The sequence below is a fragment of the Georgenia sp. SUBG003 genome (assembly GCF_000715355.2).
Classification (GTDB): Bacteria; Actinomycetota; Actinomycetes; order Actinomycetales; family Actinomycetaceae; genus Georgenia.
In genome coordinates this window covers 1565292-1582677 of record NZ_CP180204.1, presented here as the reverse complement: position 1 = coordinate 1582677, position 17386 = coordinate 1565292, and the positions used below count along the sequence as shown (strand labels likewise).

The window sequence follows — 17386 nt, the reverse complement described above, 5'->3', positions numbered from 1 at the left end:
GCCGTCGCCGATGGCTGTTACCCGGGCGAGCCTACCGGTGCCTCGCCGCGACGCGGCAAGTTCCGCCGCAGCGGCCGGTGCGTGTCCGCCGGCGTCCGGATCTCACAGGGTCCCGCTCGCTCGTGGGGCGTCCCTCCCGAGCGCCTCGTCCAGCGTACGGTGCAGAACCGTCCCGTCCATGATCCCGGAGAGCGCGAAGACCGTCCGTACCCGCTCGCCGCCCGCGACGACGATGAGCCGCGCGTCCATCGCGCTCATCACTGCACGGCGGTCCAGCACCGCGCGCACGCCGGCGGAGTCTATGAAGGTGACCGCACCGAGGTCGACGACGACGACCGCGGGCAGGGCGTCGAGAGCCCGGTCGACGGCGGCACGCAGCTGGCACGCCGTGCCGCCGTCGAGCTCGCCGGCCGCGCTGACGACGTGCGTCGCGCCGATCACCTGCTCCTTCACCCGGAAAGCCATGCGCGCCACCCCCCTTGCAGGGATCGTGGCACCCGACGCACCGGACCCGGACGCGTCCGTGCGGGCACAAGTGCCCTTGGCAGCCACCTGCCACGGCGCGGAACGGTGCGGTCCCTGCCTCAGCGCGCACTCCCGGTTGGCGGGGCCGCCCAGCCGCCGTGCTCCGCCCCTCGTCCGCGGGTGTCGGCGCGATGGCGCAGACTGGTCCCGTGCCCCGCCCGGACCTCGTCGAGCTGCTGCGCGCGGCCGGTGCGCGTGACGGCCGGCTCGTCCACCTCGAGCAGCTGCCGGCGCGGGAGGGCCGGACGGCGGACTGGCCTTCCTGGGCCGACCCGGACCTCGTCGCCGGCTACCGGCGCCTGGGTGTGGAAGCGCCGGCGGGCCCCCGCCTCGGTGGCGACCCCGCCGCGCTTCTCGAAGGGCTCAACCCGCAGCAGCGCGCCGCCGTCGTCCACACCGGCGGCCCCCTGCTCATCGTGGCCGGCGCGGGCTCGGGCAAGACGCGGGTGCTCACCCACCGCATCGCCCACCTGCTGGCCACCGGGCAGGCGCGGCCCGGGGAGATCCTGGCCATCACGTTCACCAACAAGGCCGCTGCCGAGATGCGCGAGCGCGTGGCCCACCTGGTCGGCCCCGCAGGCAGCCGCATGTGGGTGTCGACGTTCCACTCCGCCTGCGTGCGCATCCTGCGCCGCGAGCACGAGGTGCTCGGCCTGCGCTCGAGCTTCTCGATCTACGACGCCGCCGACTCGCAGCGGCTCATGACCCTCGTGTGCCGCCAGCTCGACCTCGACCCCAAGCGCTACCCGCCCAAGACGTTCTCTCGGAAGGTCTCCGACCTCAAGAACGAGCTCGTCGACCCTGAGGAGTACGCGCGCTCCGTGAGCGAGTCGAACCCGTTCGACTCGGCGCTCGCGCGCGCCTACGCCCTGTACAACGAGCGGCTGCGCCAGGCGCACGCCCTGGACTTCGACGACCTCATCATGACCACGGTGAACCTGCTGCAGGCCTTCCCCGCCGTCGCGGAGCACTACCGGCGCCGGTTCCGGCACGTCCTGGTGGACGAGTACCAGGACACCAACCACGCGCAGTACGTCCTCGTGCGGGAGCTGGCCGGCGTGGACCGGGACCAGGACGGCCGGGCCGACGGCGACCGAGACCTCCCGCCGGCCGAGCTCACCGTCGTCGGCGACGCGGACCAGTCGATCTACGCCTTCCGCGGCGCCACGATCCGCAACATCCTCGAGTTCGAGGAGGACTACCCGCAGGCGAAGACGATCCTGCTCGAGCAGAACTACCGCTCCACCCAGAACATCCTCTCGGCGGCCAACGCGGTCATCGCCCACAACCCGGGGCGGCGGGCGAAGAACCTGTGGACCGAGTCGGGCGACGGCCCCAGCATCGTGGGCTACGTGGCCGACTCCGAGCACGAGGAGGCCCGGTTCATCGTCGAGGAGATCGACCGGCTCGGGGACGAGCACGGCGTCCGGCCCGGCGACGTCGCGGTCTTCTACCGCACCAACGCGCAGTCCCGGGCGCTGGAGGAGGTGCTCGTCCGCACCGGCATCCCGTACAAGGTGGTCGGCGGCACGCGCTTCTACGAGCGGCGGGAGATCAAGGACGCCGTCGCCTACCTGCGGGCGGTCGCGAACCCGGACGACGCCGTGAACCTGCGCCGCATCCTCAACGTGCCCAAGCGGGGGCTCGGCGACCGGGCCGAGGCGATGCTCGCCGGGCACGCCGAGCGCGAGCGCGTCTCCTTCGGGCAGGCGATCGCGGACGCCGCGGCCTCGGGCGAGGAGCGCGACACCGTCCCCGAGGTCATCGGGCTGACCACCCGCGCCCGCAACCAGGTCAGGGCCTTCCACGAGCTGCTCACCGAGCTGCGCGACATGGAGGCCTCCGGCGCCTCGCCCGCCGAGATCCTCGACGCCGCGCTCGACCGCTCCGGCTACCTCGCCGAGCTGCGCGCCAGCGAGGACCCGCAGGACGCCACCCGGGTGGAGAACCTCGCGGAGCTGCACGCCGTCGCCGCCGAGTTCGCCGAGCTGGACCCGGAGGGCGGGCTGGGCGACTTCCTCGAGCGCGTCTCGCTGGTGGCGGACACCGACCAGATCCCCGACTCCGACGGCGTCGACCAGGGGCAGGTGACGCTCATGACCGTGCACACCGCCAAGGGGCTGGAGTTCCCGGTCGTCTTCGTCACCGGCATGGAGGACGGCACCTTCCCCCATCAGCGCTCCCTGACGGAGTCCGACGAGCTCTCCGAGGAACGGCGGCTGGCCTACGTGGCCCTCACCCGGGCCCGTGAGCGGCTCTACGTCTCCCGCGCCGCCGTGCGCACCGCGTGGGGGATGCCCCAGGAGCTGCCCGCCTCCCGGTTCCTCGAGGACATCCCCTCCGAGCTGCTGGACTGGCGCCGTGCCGAGTCGTCCATGGAGACGCTGCGGCGGGGGCGTGGCGGCTCCGGCGGCTACGGTTCCCGGTCCTACGGCTCGGGCTCCTACGGGGCCGGGTCGTCCGGCGGCAGGGGCGGCGGCTTCGGCGGCCGCGACGCCCCCCGGGGGCGTCCGGCGCCCGCAGCGGGCCCGTGCGCACCGGAAAGCTGGGCGTCAAGGACCCAGCCGCAGCCGGGGCGAAGGCCGTGGAGGCGGCCCCGCGCCCCGCCGGCGAGGGCATCGGGCTCGACATCGGTGACAAGGTCACCCACGACAGCTACGGCCTCGGCACCGTCGTCGGCCTCGAGGGGGCCGGCTCCTCCGCCGTCGCGAAGATCGACTTCGGCGGCGGGCAGGTCAAACGGCTCCTCCTGCGGTACTCCCCGGTCACGAAGCTGTAGCGCTCGTGGGAGAGGCCGCCACCTGGGAAGCAGGCGCCGGGGAGCGGTGGCGGTGGGCAGCTCGTCCGAGGAGTGCGACGCCGAAGAACTGCGGCACCTCCGCGTACGCAGGGTGGGCGAAGTCCGAGCCGAGCGCGCCGAGGACGACGGTGAGCGCCAGCCCGCCGAGGACCGCGGTGAGCAGCAGAGCCGGCAGGCGTCGGCCGGGCGTGCGCAGCAGCAGGATCCCGAGCAAGGCGCTGACGGGGAAGTTCAGCAGGAAGGCGACGCCGGTCATCCCCGAGACCCAGGTTGGCAGGTCGTCGGCACTGACGGCGACGCCGAGCAGGAACGCGACGGCCTGCACGGCGAGCACGCCGATCAGCGCGCGCCGGACCCGGCGCACCGCGCGCCGGCCGGTGTCGATGTGCTCGGCGTGGGCGGCCAGCACGGCGGCGAGAAGCGCGTAGATGAGACCGTGTGCCGCGGTGGAGGAGTAGTAGGCCCATCCGGTGCCGCTCTCCGTGAAGGCGGAGTAGCTCCCGGTGAGGCCGTGCGTCACGGCATCGGTCAGCGCGATGGCGGCGACGACGGTGGCTGCGGCCAGGGCGGCCCAGGTCAGTCGGTTCATGTCAGCTCCAGGTGTCCGGGGGCGTCGGGATCGACGTCGGTGCCCCGGACGCTAGGAGTCCCGGCGGTGCGCCGGCGTCATGCTCGGCGGGCCCCGTTCCGGGGCGGGAGTACGTCCGCCGGCACGTCCGCCCCGTTCGTCCCGGACGACCCTGGGTCCTCCTCAGGAACGACGACGCTCCGGGACGGTGCGGGCTAGGGTCGCCCCGTGAACGCGAGGCGGCGCGGCAGCCGGGGCATCGTGCCGGGTGCGTCCGCCGCCGGGGTCGTCGCGCTCCTGCTGTGGCGGGGCCCCGGCGACGGGCGCCTTCCTCGCCTGCGTGACGGGAGCCTTCCTGGTGGCCGCCCGCCACGTCGTGATGTCGCTCCGGCGCTGGCTCGCGGAACGGCGCCGGCTGGCGGTCCTGACCGAGACCGGCGCCGCGGAACGCGTCCGGAGTGCCGTGGCCGCCGAGCAGACCCGGCTCGCCGCCGAGATCCAGGGCGTCGTGCGGGACGCGCTCGTCCGGATGCAGGACGCGGCCGGCCGAGCCGTGCGCAGCTGGGACACCGCGCCGACGGCGGATCTGCTGCAGGTGCAGAGCGAGGGCCGTGCCGCCATCACCGAGCTGCGTCGCCTGCTCGGCCTCCTCCGGCAGGAGGCCACCGTTGCGGCACCGTGCCCCGAGGAGGCGCTGCCGCTGGGCGGGCTCACCCGGTCAGACGTCGTCCTCGCCGCGGTGGCCGTCTCCGTCGCCGCCGTCGAGGCCGCCGTCGCCCACCTGCTCGGCTGGCCGGAGGCTCTGTTCGCCACCCCTGGGGCCGTCGTCCTGACACTGCTCGGCGCCCTCACCGTGGTCGGCCGCGGGCTCGCACCCGGCGCCGCGACGCTGCTGCTGGCGGTGCTGCACGTGGCGGGCACGACGGTGGGCGAGCCCGTCGTCGAGGGGCTGTGGCTGCTCCCGGTCGTCGGTCCGCTCGCCTGGGCCTGTGGGTCCGCCGAGAGACGAACCGCCTGGGCCGTCTGCGGACCGTTCGCGCTGGTGCTTGCGCTGATCCACAAGCACGCGGACCACCGGCCCGAGAACCTTCCGATCGCCCTGGCGATGGTGGGCGTCGGCGTGCTGGGCGGCGTGACCGTCCGGCTGGTGCGCAGGCACGCGGAGCACGTGCGCCGGGCGGCCGAGACACGGGGAGTCGGAGCTCGAGGTCACCTCCGCGGCGGCGGTCCGGGCCGCCCGCCTCACGTTGGCGCGCGAGCTGCACGACGCGGTCTCCGGCGCCGTCGGCGTCGCCGTCATGCAGGCCGGCGCGGCCGAGGTGCAGGTCCGGTCGAACCCACCCGCCGCCCGGCACGCGCTCGACGTGGTCGTCACCACGTGCAGCCGGGCGTTGTCGGACCTCGCCCGGCTGGTGGGCGCACAGAGCGTCGACGGCTTCCCGTCGGTGCCGGGAGGCGCTGAGGAGGTCACCGAGGACCTGAGGGCGCTCGCCGCCCGGGTGCGGGCCGCCGGCCTCGGGGTCGAGCTGGTTCTTCAGTGCGATCCCGGCCCCGTCGCGGCCACCGTGCACCGGGTCGTCCAGGAGGCGCTCACGAACGTCCTGCGGCACGCGCCCGGCGCCACGGCCGTCGTCACCGTCCGCACGGCCGACGGGGTCGTCCGCGTGGGCGTCATCGACGACGGGCCGGGACCTTCGCCGGTCGATCGTCCCGGCTACGGGCTCGTCGGACTCGCCGAACGCCTGGAGCAGGTCGGCGGGGCCTTCCACGCCGGACCGGGTCCGGACGGGAGAGGATTTGCCGTCAGGGCGGAGATACCGCTGCCGGAGCTCGCGCCGGTACCCGCCGAGGCGCGAACGTCCGGCCGGCTCGGACCGGATGACGGCACGAGGGGGAGCGGAGCATGACCGTGCGTGTGCTGCTGGCCGACGACCACGACCTCCTTCGGGAGGGGCTCGCGGCGATCCTCGCCGCGGACGCCACCGTCGAGGTCGTGGGCGAGGTCTCCGACGGGCCCTCGGCGGTACGACGGGCGGCGGTGCTGCGTCCGGACGTCGTGCTGATGGACGTGCAGATGCCCGGCGGCGACGGCATCACGGCAACTGCCGAGGTGCTCGCCGCCGCTCCCGGCACCCGGGTGGTCGTTCTCACCACCTTCGACCTCGACGAGTACGTGCTCGGTGCGCTGCGCGCGGGCGCCAGCGGCTTCCTCGTCAAGACGACTCCGCCCGCCCAGCTCGTCGCGGCGGTCAAGGCGTGCGCGGCCGGTGACTCGGTGCTCGGCCCCACGGTCGTCGCCCGTCTGGTCGAGACGTACCTCGCGTACGGGCAGGGCGCGGGCACGCCGGGTCTGGCGGACCTCACCGCGCGCGAGCAGGAGGTCCTCGTCGCCATGGCGCGCGGCTGGTCCAACGCGGAGATCGGTGCGCACCTGTTCCTCGCGGAGACCACGGTCAAGACGCACGTCACGCGCGTGCTCGCCAAGCTCGGGGTGCGGGACCGGGTGCAGGCGGTCGTCGTCGCGCACCGTGCGGGGCTCGTGCCTCGTGACGCCTGACCTACCGCGCACGCGAACGAGCGAGAACGGGTAGCGGGCACCGGGCCGGCGTCCCGCGCGCCTGCGCGGGAATGTCAGCGGCGGACCCTAGCCTCGTCGCAGGACAGGTCAGCCCGGGAGGCGCCCATGGCGACGCAGGTGCAGCAGCCACGCACCGGGTCCCGCACGGCCGACCGCCCCCGGAAGGTGCGCGCCGCGGACGGCAGGCCGGCTCGCGCCGGGTCACGGCCGGGCGGCGGGCGGGTCGAGGGGCTCGACGGGCTGCGCGCGCTCGCCGTCGTCGCCGTGCTGGTCTACCACCTGCGCCCCGAGTCCCTCCCCGGCGGGTTCCTCGGGGTCGACGTCTTCTTCGTCGTCTCGGGGTTCCTCATCACCACGCTCCTCGTCCGCGAGCTGGGCAGGCGCGGCCGCATCGACCTGCGGGGGTTCTGGATCAGGCGCGCCCGGCGCCTCCTGCCGGCACTGGCCCTCGTCGTCGTCGTCAGCGTCCCCACGGCCTGGGCGGTCAGCTCCGACCTGCTCGTCGGCATCGGTCGCCAGACGCTGGGGGCCCTGACGTTCTCCAGCAACTGGCTCGAGATCGCGGCGGGGTCCAGCTACTTCACCGCGACGTCGCCGCAGCTGTTCGTGAACTTCTGGTCCCTGGCGGTGGAGGAGCAGTTCTACCTGCTCTGGCCCGTCGTCCTCGTCGCCGTCATGGCAGCCACGGCGTCCGCGCGGCCCCGTGTACGCCTGGCGCTCGGGGCGGCCGCCGTCTCCGCCCTCCTCATGGCGGTGCTGTACGCGCCGGACGAGGACGCCACGCGGGTGTACTACGGCACGGACACCCACCTGTTCGGCCTGATGACCGGTGTCGCCCTGGCGTTCGCGTGGTCGGGACCGGGGGGCTACCTGGCGTCCGACGCCTGGCTGCGCTGGCGGCCGCTCGCGGCACCGGTCGCGCTCGGCGGCCTGGTCGCGCTGATGCTCACGGTCGAGCAGTCGAACCCGTGGACCTTCCGCGGCGGCATCCTGCTGGCCTCCCTGCTCACCGCCGTGCTGGTCGCGTCGCTGCTCGGCCGTCCTGGCGCCTTCCGGCGGGTGATTCGGCTGCGGCCGTTGGAGTGGCTCGGCCAGCGCTCCTACGGCATCTACCTGTGGCACTGGCCGGCCATCGTGATCCTCACCGAGGCGCTGCCGACGGCGCACGACTCACCGGCGCACTGGGCGGTTCGCGGCCTCGCGCTCGGCGTCACGCTCGTCGTGTCGGCCTTGTCCTACCGCTGGTGCGAGCAGCCCGTGCGGGAGCACGGGTTCCGCGGGGTGACGGTCCGGTGGCGCAAGGCCCTGCGCAGCCGGGTCCCGGCACGGCGAGGTCTCGCCAGGGCGGGTGTCGCGGTCTCCGTCGTGCTGGTGCTGCTCAGCGCCGCGGCCGTGACGCTGGCCCCCGAACGCTCCCGCACCCAGGAGCAGATCGAGGCCGCGCAGGCCGCGGTCGACGCCTCCGCCGACGACGCCGAGGCGGTCGACCTCGCCGCGGCGGCCGACTGGTCCATGCCGACGGGGGGAGGAGATCACCGGCTTCGGCGACTCCATCGTCGTCACGAGCGCCGACGGCCTGGAGTACCGCTTCCCGGGGGTCATGCTCGACGCGAAGTCGATCCGCCGGTGGTCCGACGGCGAGGCCGCCGTGGACGCCCGCCTCGCCGAGGGAACCGTCCGCCGGGCCGTCTTCCTGGACTTCGGCACGAACGCCGGCATCGAGGACGAGGCCGTGGTGCGCCGGGTGATGGACAAGCTCGGGCCGCAGCGCATGGTGGTGGTCGTGAACCTCTACGGCGGCAGCGACTGGATCCCCGAGGCGAACGCCACGCTCGCCGACATCGTCTCCGAGTACCCGAACGCCATCGTCGCGGACTGGCACGCCGCGATCTCCAGGCAGCCGGAGCTGCTGCAGTCGGACCGCATCCACCCGGGGATCGAGGGCGCGCACCTCTACGCCGAGGTCCTGGAGTCCGCCTTCGCGGCCCTGTCGGAGCGGCTCACGGGCAGCCCCGTCCTGTTCGCGGACCGGATCGGCGCAGGGCTGGGCGGGGCGGTCGCCGCCGGTGCCGGTCTGGGCGCCGGGGCAGCCGACGACGCAACCACCGACGACGCAGCCACCGACGACGCGAGCGACGGCGCCGCGGACGCAGCCAGCCGACGACGCGGGCGGCGCGGACGCAACCGCCACGGAGGCAGCCGCCGACGGCGCGGGCGGCGCTGCCGCGGAGGCGCTCGCCGGCGAGCAGTGACGCACGCGTGAAGCCGCGAGACGGCTCACCCGCACGCCCGGCGCCGCATCCTGAGAAGTGCGTCTCACCACCTGTCCGTCACGCGGTCACCGCGTCCGGCGCGATAGTCTCTCCGGCGAATGTCTCGATGTCGAAACATCGTGGTCAGACAACGGAAGGACGCAGCGGGGTGGACCTCTACGAGTACCAGGCTCGTGACGTACTGGAGAAGCACGGGGGTGCCCGTGCTCGGCGGTATCGTCGCGACGACACCGGCCGAGGCCAAGGCCGCGGCGGAGCAGCTCGGCGGCGGGACCGTCGTCGTCAAGGCACAGGTGAAGACCGGCGGCCGCGGCAAGGCGGGCGGCGTCAAGCTGGCCCACAGCCCGGAGGAGGCCGAGTCCCGCGCGAGGAGATCCTCGGCATGGACATCAAGGGGCACACCGTCCACCGGGTGATGATCGCCGAGGGCGCCAGGATCGCCGAGGAGTACTACTTCTCCGTCCTGCTGGACCGCTCCGAGCGGCGCTACCTGGCGATGGCCTCGGTCGAGGGCGGCATGGAGATCGAGCAGCTCGCCGTCGAGCGCCCCGAGGCGCTCGCCCGCGTCGCCGTCGACCCCACGGTCGGGATCGACGAGGCGAAGGCGAAGGAGATCGTCGACGCCGCGAACTTCGCGCCGGAGGTGGCCGACGAGGTCGCCGCGGTGATCCAGAAGCTCTGGACCGTCTACGACGCCGAGGACGCGACCCTCGTCGAGGTGAACCCGCTCGTGCGCACGGAGGACGGTGCCATCGTCGCCCTCGACGCCAAGGTGAGCCTCGACGCCAACGCCTCGTTCCGGCACCCCGAGCACGAGGAGCTCGAGGACAAGGCCGCGGCGGACCCGCTGGAGGCCAAGGCCAAGAGCCTGGACCTCAACTACGTCAAGCTCGACGGCGAGGTCGGCATCATCGGCAACGGCGCGGGCCTGGTCATGTCGACCCTCGACGTCGTCGCGTACGCCGGCGAGCAGCACGGCGTCAAGCCCGCCAACTTCCTCGACATCGGCGGCGGCGCCAACGCGGCGATCATGGCGAACGGCCTGGACGTCATCCTGGGCGACAGCCAGGTGAAGTCGGTGTTCGTCAACGTCTTCGGCGGCATCACGGCCTGCGACGAGGTCGCCAACGGCATCGTCAAGGCCCTCGAGATCCTCGGTGACGCCGCGTCCAAGCCGCTGGTCGTGCGCCTGGACGGCAACAACGTCGAGGCCGGCCGGAAGATCCTCGCCGAGGCGAACCACCCGCTCGTCACCGTGGTGCCCACGATGGACGAGGCCGCGGCCAAGGCCGCCGAGCTCGCGGCTGCGAAGTAAGGACGGACAGAACAACCATGTCGATCTTCCTCAACTCCTCCTCCAAGGTCGTCGTCCAGGGCATGACCGGGGCGATGGGCCAGATCCACACCTCGCGCATGCTCAACGCCGGCACCCAGATCGTCGGCGGCGTGAACCCCCGCAAGGCCGGGACCAGCGTGGACTTCGACGTCCAGCCGCTCGGCCCCGGCGCCGAGTCCCGCGAGGCCGGCAACGTCTCCGTCCCGGTGTTCGGCTCCGTCGCCGAGGCGCGCGAGGCCACCGGTGCCGACGTCTCGGTCATCTTCGTCCCGCCGGCCCACACGAAGGCCGCGGTGATCGAGGCCGTCGACGCCGGCATGCCGCTCGTCGTCATCATCACCGAGGGCGTCCCCGTGGCCGACACCGCGGAGTTCTTCACCTACGCCCAGTCCAAGGGCGTGCGCCTGATCGGCCCCAACTGCCCGGGCATCATCACCCCCGGCCAGTCCAACGTGGGCATCACCCCGGCCAACATCACCGGGCCCGGCCGCATCGGCCTCGTGTCGAAGTCCGGCACGCTGACCTACCAGATGATGTACGAGCTCTCCGACATCGGCTTCACCACCGCCATCGGCATCGGCGGCGACCCGATCATCGGTACCACGCACATCGACGCCCTCCAGGCCTTCCAGGACGACCCGGACACCGAGCTCATCGTCATGATCGGCGAGATCGGCGGAGACGCGAGGAGCGTGCCGCGGCGTACATCAAGGAGAACGTGACCAAGCCGGTCGTCGGCTACGTCGCGGGCTTCACCGCCCCGGAGGGCAAGACCATGGGCCACGCCGGCGCCATCGTGTCGGGCTCCTCCGGCACCGCGGAGGCCAAGAAGGTCGCCCTCGAGGCGGCCGGCGTCAAGGTCGGCAAGACGCCGTCCGAGACCGCGCGCCTCGCCCGCGAGCTGCTCGGGGCCTGATCCCGGCCCCCCGACGGCGGCCGCCCCCACCCGGGGGCGGCCGCCGTCGCCGTCGCGGTCAGGCCGCCTCGGGCCGAACCTCGAGGGCGGGGGCGCGGCGCCACCGTGCTCACCTGTGGCCGTGCGCCGCGAGGTGGGCGGCGCCCACGATGCCCGCCGAGTTGCGCAGCGCCGCGGGCACGAGCGGAGCGCTCGTGCGCAGCAGCGGCAGGAACTTCTCGTGCTTCTTGCTCACCCCGCCGCCCACGACGATCAGGTCGGGCGAGAACAGCATCTCGACCGTCTCGTAGTAGCGCTGGAGCCGCTCTGCCCACTCCTGCCAGCTCAGTCCCTCGTTCTCCCTGGCGGAGGAGGCGGCACGGTCCTCGGCGTCGTGGCCGTCGATCTCGAGGTGACCGAGCTCGGTGTTGGGCACCAGCGTGCCGTCGACGAACAGGGCCGAGCCGATGCCCGTGCCGAGGGTGGTGACGAGGACGACGCCGGCCGCGCCCCGCGCGGCGCCGAAGGCGACCTCGGCGACACCGGCGGCGTCGGCGTCGTTGACCGCGACCACCTGGCGCCCGATCGCCTCGCTCATCAGGGCGGGGACGTCGACGCCCTTCCACGACTGGTGGAGGTTCGCGATGAACGGCACCACGCCGTGCTTGATCGGCGCCGGGAACGTCAGCCCGACCGGCGTCGTGCCCGGGACGCCGAACGCGTCCACGAGCTCGGCGACCGTCTCGGCGACGGCGCGGGGCCGCGACGGGCTCGGCGTCGGGATGCGCAGCCGCTCGGCGGCGAGCTCGCCGGTGGACAGGTCCACCGGAGCGCCCTTGATGCCGGAGCCGCCGATGTCGATGCCGAACGCGACGGTGGGTGCGGCGGACTGGGTCATGGTTCTCCTCGTTGCGGGGCGGTGCCGGCACTGGACGGGGGTGGCCGGGCAGTGCACGGGGTCAGGGCAGGGTGAGGACCTCGGCGCCCTCGGTCACGACGATCGTGTGCTCCCACTGGGCGGTGCGCGAGCGGTCCTTGGTGAGCACGGTCCACCCGTCGTCCCACTGCTCCCACTCGATGTCGCCGAGAGTGAGCATGGGCTCGATGGTGAAGACCATCCCGGGCACCATCACGTCGTCGTAGCGGGGTGCCGAGTCGTAGTGCGGGATGACGAGGCCGGAGTGGAACGCCTCGCCCACGCCGTGACCGGTGAAGTCGCGCACGACGCCGTAGTCGAAGCGGCGCGCGTAGGCTTCGATGACGCGGCCGATGACGTTGACCGCCCGCCCGGGCCGCACGGCTCGGATGCCGCGCTCCATGGCCGCCTTCGTCCGTTCGACGAGCAGGTGCGACTCCTCGTCCACCTCCCCGACCTCGAACATGGCGTTGAGGTCGCCGTGCACGCCGTCGAGATAGGCGGTGACGTCCACGTTGAGGATGTCACCGTCTCGCAGCACGGTGGAGTCGGGGATGCCGTGGCAGATCACCTCGTTGACCGAGGTGCACAGCGACTTGGGGAAGCCCATGTACTCCAGCGTGGAGGGGTAGGCGCCGTGGTCGAGGAGGAACTCGTGGCCGATCCGGTCGAGCTCCTCCGTGGTCACCCCGGGCGCGACGTGCCTTCCGACCTCCTCCAGGGCCTGCGCGGCGAGCCGGGAGGCGCGGCGGATGCGTTCGACGGTCTCCGGGCTCTTCACGTCGGAGGCCGTGACGCGCTCGGGACCGGTGCGGCCGACGTACTCTGGTCGCGGGATCGACGCCGGGACGCCGCGGATCGGGGAGACGGTGCCCTTGGTCAAGGTGCCCCGGGGGGGCGCGATCGGCGAGCATGGTGGCAGTGTACGGACCGTCGTCGTCGGCCCTTGGAGGAGCGATGAGGGACAAGCCCGAGTTCTACTACAACCTCGCGACCGGGCAGGTCGAGGAGGGCAAGGTCCACGGGGCGACCAACCGCATGGGCCCGTACGGGAGCGCCGAGGAGGCCGCGCAGGCCTTCGCACGCGCGCAGGCCCGCAACGAGAAGTGGGCCGAGGAGGACGAGGCCTGGGCGGACGAGCAGTAGGCGCGCCGGGCGCTCAGGACTCGTACACGTGCTCCGCGGCCGGGAAGCTCCGGTCGCGCACCGCCGAGGCGTAGGCACGGGTGGCCGCGGCCAGCTCGGCGCCGACCTCCCCGAAGCGACGGGCGAAGCGCGGGGACCAGGAGCTCATGCCGGCCATGTCGGTCCAGACCAGCACCTGCCCGTCGACCTCGGGGCCCGCGCCGATACCGATCGTGGGGATGGGGAGCACCTCGGTCACCCGCGCGGCCACCGGGCCCGGCACCATCTCCAGGACGACGGCGATCGCACCTGCGTCCGCCAGCGCCAGCGCGTCCGCGACGAGCCTGTCGGCCGCCTCGTGGCCGCGCCCCTGGACCCGCTTGCCGCCCAGGATGTTCTCCGCCTGAGGGGTGAAGCCGAGGTGCCCCACCACGGGGATGCCCGAGCGGGTCAGCAGCCGGACGTGCTCGGCCAGGTGCTCCCCGCCCTCGAACTTGACGGCGTGGGCGCCGGCCTCCTTGAGCATGCGCACGGCGGAGGCGTGGCACTGGGCCGGGGAGGCCTCGTAGGAGCCGAAGGGCAGGTCGGCCACCACCAGAGCACGCCGGGCCGTCCGGGCGACGGCCCGGACGGCGGGGATCATGTCGTCCACCGTCACGGGGATCGTGGTCGCGTGGGCGTGCATGTTGTCGCCGATGGAGTCACCCACCAGCAGGATGTCGATCCCCGCCTCGTCGAAGATCCGCGCGGTGACGGCGTCGTACGCCGTCAGCATCGTCAGCGGCTCGCCCCGCTCCTTCGCCTGCCGGAGGTGATGGACCCGCACCTTCCGCGGGCTGTGCACCTGCTCCGGACTCGCGGAGCCGGGGGCGCCCCCGGACGGTGTGCCCGCCGCGGCGGTGCCGGCGCTCGCGGACCGCTGTTCCGGGGGGAGGCTGCTGGTCATCTCTTCTCCTGCTCGGCTTGCGGGGAGGCCGACGACGGCCGTGGCCGGCGGCGTCGGAGGTCCCGTGACAAGCACTCACCCTAGAGGCGTCCCGGTGCCGCCGCGGAGTTGCGCCATGATGGGACCGTGCGGACACCTGCCGCACGCCGCCTCGCCGCGGTCAGCCACGCCGAACCAGGAGCCGACACATGGACAAGCAGCAGGAGTACGTCCTCAGGGCGATCGAGGAGCGGGACGTCCGCTTCATCCGGCTCTGGTTCACAGACGTCCTCGGCGTGCTCAAGTCCGTGGCGATCGCCCCCGCCGAGCTCGAGGGCGCCTTCGCGGAGGGCATCGGCTTCGACGGCTCCTCGATCGAGGGCCTCTCCAGGGTCTACGAGTCGGACATGCTCGCCAAGCCGGACCCCTCCACGTTCCAGGTGCTCCCGTGGCGGGGCGACGAGAACGGCGTCGCCCGCATGTTCTGCGACGTGCTGACCCCCACCGGCGACCCCGCCCGTTCCGACCCGCGCGGCGTCCTCAAGCGGGCGATGAACAAGGCGGCCGACGCCGGCTTCACCTTCTACACCCATCCGGAGATCGAGTTCTACCTCTTCCAGAACGTCTCCTCGCCGAAGGACCCGCTGGTGCCGATCGACACCGGCGGGTACTTCGACCACGTCGCCCGCGGCACCGCCCACGACTTCCGCCGCGACGCCATCACCACCCTGGAGTCCATGGGGATCTCGGTGGAGTTCTCCCACCACGAGGCCGGGCCCGGCCAGAACGAGATCGACCTGCGGTACGCCGACGCGCTGAGCATGGCCGACAACATCCAGACCTTCCGGACGGTCATCAAGGAGGTGGCGCTGCAGCAGAACGTGCTGGCGACCTTCATGCCGAAGCCGCTGGCGGACGCGCCGGGCTCCGGCATGCACACGCACATGTCGCTGTTCGAGGGCGACCAGAACGCCTTCTACGACCCGGCGGGGAACTACCAGCTCTCCGCGACCGCCCGGTCCTTCATCGCCGGGCTGCTGCACCACGCCGCCGAGATCACGGCCGTGTGCAACCAGCACGTCAACTCCTACAAGCGCCTGTGGGGCGGCGACGAGGCACCGGCCTACGTCTCCTGGGGCCACAACAACCGCTCTGCGCTGGTGCGCGTGCCGATGTACAAGCCCGAGAAGGGCGGGTCCGCGCGCGTGGAGTACCGCGCGCTGGACTCCGCCGCCAACCCGTACCTGGCCTTCGCGGTGCTGCTCAACGCGGGCCTGAAGGGCATCGAGGAGGGGTACGAGCTGCCCGAGGGGGCGGCGGAGGACGTCGCCGCGATGTCGCGCGCGGAGCGCAAGGCTCTCGGTATCCGCTCGCTTCCCGCGTCGCTGCGCGAGGCGATCGAGATCATGGAGTCCTCCGAGCTGGTGGCCGAGACGCTGGGGGAGGACACCTTCGAGTTCTTCCTGCGCAACAAGCGCACGGAGTGGCAGGAGTACCGCGCCCAGGTCACCCCGTACGAGCTGCAGCGGTTCATCCCGGCACTGTGAGCGCGGCCGCATGACCCGGGCGGTCTCCCGCACCACGACGCTGCGCCGGCTCGGTTTCGCCGAGCCGGCCACCGCCGCGGCGCGCCTCGAGTCGGTCGCGCTGCAGCCGTATCTCGACGCCGCCGACGCGGCGGGTGCGCCGCTGCCCGAGGCGCTCGGCGAGGTCGCGGACCCCGACAGCGCGCTCCTCACCCTGCTGCGGCTCGTCGAGGCCGCCGCGGGCACCCCCGACGAGCCGGCTGTCGCCGAGGTGCTCGCCGACGGGCCCGCGCGCCGTCGTCTTCTGGCCGTGCTCGGTGCCTCCGCCGCCCTGGGCGACGCGCTGGTCTGCCGGCACCGACGTCGCGGGCCAGGGCGAGGGCGGTGGGCGAGGCGTCGGCCAGCTGCACGGGGACGCCGGCGGCGCGCAGCGCCAGTCCGAGGCTCGCCCCGAGGAGTCCGGTGCCGACCACCTTCACCGGTCCCGTCGTGGAGACGGGGCTGGTGGGGGCGTTCTCGGGCACCAGGCGAGGGTACCGCCTACAGGTCGACGGCCTTCATCAGGGCGCCCAGCTCCGCGCCGGCGATGACCCGCGTGCGTCCCGGGCGCAGGTTCCCCAGGGCCACCGGCCCGATCCGGGTGCGGGTGAGCTTCAGGACGGGGTGGCCCACCTCGGCCAGCAGCCGCCGGACGATGTGGTTGCGCCCCTCGTGGAGCACGACCTCGACGAGCGACTGGTCGGGGAGGACCTCCTTCACCGAGAACGAGTCAACCTGCACGGGCCCGTCGTCGAGCTCGACGCCGGCCTGGAGGCGCTTGCCGAGCCCCCGGGGGACCCGGCCCTCGACGGTGGCCAGGTAGGTCTTCAGCACCTCGTAGCTGGGGTGGGTGAGCCGGTGCGCGAGCTCACCGTCGTTGGTCAGCAGCAGCAGGCCGGACGTCTCCGCGTCGAGGCGCCCGACGTGGAAGAGCCGCTCGGGGCGGTCGGCGACGTACTGGGCCAGCGACGGGCGGCCGAGCTCGTCGTCCATGGTGGAGACCACGCCCTCGGGCTTGTTCAGCGCGAGGGTGACGATCGAGTCGTCGAGCTGGACGCGCAGCCCGTCGACGTGGATGACGGCGGTGCGGGGGTCCACCCGGGTGCCGAGCTCGCGGACCTTCTCGCCGTTCACGGTCACGCGGCCGGCGGCGATGATCTCCTCGCACGCGCGCCGCGAGCCGAGGCCCGCACCCGCCAGGACCTTCTGCAGGCGGACGCCCTCGGGCACGTGCTGGTCGGTCATCCGATCACTCCGTCGATGTCGTCGAGGCTGCCCGCGTCGGGCAGGTAGGGGGCGAGCGGGGGCAGGTCGTCCAGGGAGGTCAGACCCAGCCGCTCGAGGAAGTACGTGCTGGTGCGGTACCGCATGGCACCGCCCTCCTCGTCGGGCCCGGCCTCCTCGACCAGACCCCTCGCCAGCAGGGTACGCACCACGCCGTCGACGTTCACGCCGCGGATCGCGGAGATGCGTCCGCGGGTGACGGGCTGGCGGTAGGCGACGACGGCCAGGGTCTCGAGGGAGGCCTGGGTCAGCCTGGCCGTCTGCCCGTCCAGGACGAAGCGGCCGACGACGTCGGCGTGGGCCGGGGCGGAGAAGATGCGCCAGCCGCCGCCCACCTCACGCAGCTCGAAGCCCCGGGCGCGTCCGCCCCGCTCGCCGCGGTACTCCGCCGCGAGCTCGGCGAGAAGCTCGGCGATCTGCCCGGCGGGAAGGCCCATGACGCTCGCGAGGTCCGCGGCGGGCACCGGTTCGTCGACGACCATGAGCACCGCCTCGAGGGCGGTGAGGTGCTGCTCGGGCAGGGCGTCGTCGGTGACCGTCTCGTAGCGCGTCCCCTGCTCGCTCATCGCTCCTCCTCGCTCGCGGGGGCGCCGTCG

Annotated in this window: 12 protein-coding genes and 5 pseudogenes; 10 read left to right on the top strand and 7 right to left on the bottom strand. The window is 73.3% G+C overall.

Translation table 11 applies throughout. The annotated features are described in order from the left end of the window. Nucleotides 1-102: 102 nt before the first annotated feature. Entirely contained in the window at nt 103-465 is a 363-nt protein-coding gene (locus DA06_RS07800; protein ID WP_418607324.1) for an STAS domain-containing protein, read from the bottom strand. 191 nt (nt 466-656) lie between these two features. Between DA06_RS07800 and DA06_RS07795 the strand changes: the two are divergent. The 8 genes and pseudogenes from DA06_RS07795 to sucD all read left to right on the top strand — a co-directional run. Continuing rightward, nucleotides 657-2735: pseudogene (locus DA06_RS07795) on the top strand (UvrD-helicase domain-containing protein); the annotation flags it as partial. A gap of 77 nt (nt 2736-2812) precedes the next feature. Further along, on the top strand, nt 2813-3304 hold the full coding sequence (locus DA06_RS07790; RefSeq protein ID WP_418607915.1) for a hypothetical protein: 492 nt from the start codon (nt 2813-2815) through the stop codon (nt 3302-3304). Nucleotides 3305-5191: 1887 nt separating this feature from the next. Beyond that, nucleotides 5192-5251: pseudogene (locus DA06_RS07785) on the top strand (hypothetical protein); the annotation flags it as partial. A 54-nt stretch (nt 5252-5305) separates the two neighbouring features. After that, entirely contained in the window at nt 5306-5800 is a 495-nt protein-coding gene (locus DA06_RS07780; protein ID WP_052436497.1) for a sensor histidine kinase, read from the top strand. Beyond that, the gene (locus DA06_RS07775) at nt 5797-6450 is read left to right on the top strand and encodes a response regulator (protein WP_043498849.1); all 654 of its coding nucleotides are present in this window, start codon (nt 5797-5799) and stop codon (nt 6448-6450) included. Before DA06_RS07780 ends, DA06_RS07775 begins: the two co-directional genes overlap by 4 nt. Before the next feature lie 126 nt (nt 6451-6576). Next, nucleotides 6577-7650, top strand: a pseudogene (locus DA06_RS07770) (acyltransferase family protein); the annotation flags it as partial. A gap of 1242 nt (nt 7651-8892) precedes the next feature. Beyond that, nucleotides 8893-10059: pseudogene (sucC, locus tag DA06_RS07765) on the top strand (ADP-forming succinate--CoA ligase subunit beta). A 17-nt stretch (nt 10060-10076) separates the two neighbouring features. Beyond that, nucleotides 10077-10996 (top strand): annotated as a pseudogene (gene sucD / locus DA06_RS07760) (succinate--CoA ligase subunit alpha). 109 nt (nt 10997-11105) lie between these two features. Here sucD and ppgK read toward each other — a convergent pair. Then, nucleotides 11106-11873, bottom strand: coding sequence for a polyphosphate--glucose phosphotransferase (gene ppgK / locus DA06_RS07755; RefSeq protein ID WP_043498840.1), 768 nt, complete (start codon nt 11871-11873; stop codon nt 11106-11108). Between the two features lie 61 nt (nt 11874-11934). Beyond that, complete coding sequence (gene map, locus DA06_RS07750) at nt 11935-12750, bottom strand: type I methionyl aminopeptidase (RefSeq protein ID WP_418607913.1); 816 nt, start codon at nt 12748-12750, stop codon at nt 11935-11937. 98 nt (nt 12751-12848) lie between these two features. Between map and DA06_RS07745 the strand changes: the two genes are divergently transcribed. Further along, nucleotides 12849-13037, top strand: a complete 189-nt coding sequence (locus DA06_RS07745) for a hypothetical protein (RefSeq protein WP_043498844.1) — start codon at nt 12849-12851, stop codon at nt 13035-13037. Between the two features lie 13 nt (nt 13038-13050). Here DA06_RS07745 and panB read toward each other — a convergent pair whose 3' ends face one another. Beyond that, complete coding sequence (gene panB, locus DA06_RS07740; RefSeq protein ID WP_418607321.1) at nt 13051-13962, bottom strand: 3-methyl-2-oxobutanoate hydroxymethyltransferase; 912 nt, start codon at nt 13960-13962, stop codon at nt 13051-13053. A gap of 188 nt (nt 13963-14150) precedes the next feature. Here panB and glnA point away from each other — a divergent pair, with 188 nt between their 5' ends. Then, nucleotides 14151-15488: a type I glutamate--ammonia ligase gene (gene glnA, locus DA06_RS07735; RefSeq protein ID WP_043498838.1), complete on the top strand. Its 1338-nt coding sequence runs from the start codon at nt 14151-14153 to the stop codon at nt 15486-15488. Here glnA and DA06_RS07730 read toward each other — a convergent pair. The 3 genes from DA06_RS07730 to scpB form a co-directional block, all read right to left on the bottom strand. Further along, nucleotides 15472-15825: a hypothetical protein gene (locus DA06_RS07730; RefSeq protein ID WP_418607319.1), complete on the bottom strand. Its 354-nt coding sequence runs from the start codon at nt 15823-15825 to the stop codon at nt 15472-15474. The genes glnA and DA06_RS07730 overlap by 17 nt on opposite strands. 182 nt (nt 15826-16007) lie before the next feature. Then, a complete protein-coding gene (locus tag DA06_RS07725; protein WP_043498832.1) occupies nt 16008-16751 on the bottom strand; it encodes a pseudouridine synthase in 744 nt (247 codons plus the stop codon). Continuing rightward, a complete protein-coding gene (gene scpB, locus DA06_RS07720; protein ID WP_043498833.1) occupies nt 16748-17356 on the bottom strand; it encodes an SMC-Scp complex subunit ScpB in 609 nt (202 codons plus the stop codon). The genes DA06_RS07725 and scpB overlap by 4 nt, the downstream gene beginning before the upstream one ends. Nucleotides 17357-17386 lie beyond the last annotated feature (30 nt).

What these genes read in the sequence shown, in the direction of transcription:
- DA06_RS07800 (WP_418607324.1), bottom strand. Translation starts at nt 465, where the DNA reads ATGGCTTTCCGGGTGAAGGAGCAGGTGATCGGCGCGACGCACGTCGTC.
- DA06_RS07775 (WP_043498849.1), top strand. Translation starts at nt 5,797, where the DNA reads ATGACCGTGCGTGTGCTGCTGGCCGACGACCACGACCTCCTTCGGGAG.
- ppgK (WP_043498840.1), bottom strand. Translation starts at nt 11,873, where the DNA reads ATGACCCAGTCCGCCGCACCCACCGTCGCGTTCGGCATCGACATCGGC.
- DA06_RS07745 (WP_043498844.1), top strand. Translation starts at nt 12,849, where the DNA reads ATGAGGGACAAGCCCGAGTTCTACTACAACCTCGCGACCGGGCAGGTC.
- panB (WP_418607321.1), bottom strand. Translation starts at nt 13,962, where the DNA reads ATGACCAGCAGCCTCCCCCCGGAACAGCGGTCCGCGAGCGCCGGCACC.
- glnA (WP_043498838.1), top strand. Translation starts at nt 14,151, where the DNA reads ATGGACAAGCAGCAGGAGTACGTCCTCAGGGCGATCGAGGAGCGGGAC.
- DA06_RS07725 (WP_043498832.1), bottom strand. Translation starts at nt 16,751, where the DNA reads ATGACCGACCAGCACGTGCCCGAGGGCGTCCGCCTGCAGAAGGTCCTG.
- scpB (WP_043498833.1), bottom strand. Translation starts at nt 17,356, where the DNA reads ATGAGCGAGCAGGGGACGCGCTACGAGACGGTCACCGACGACGCCCTG.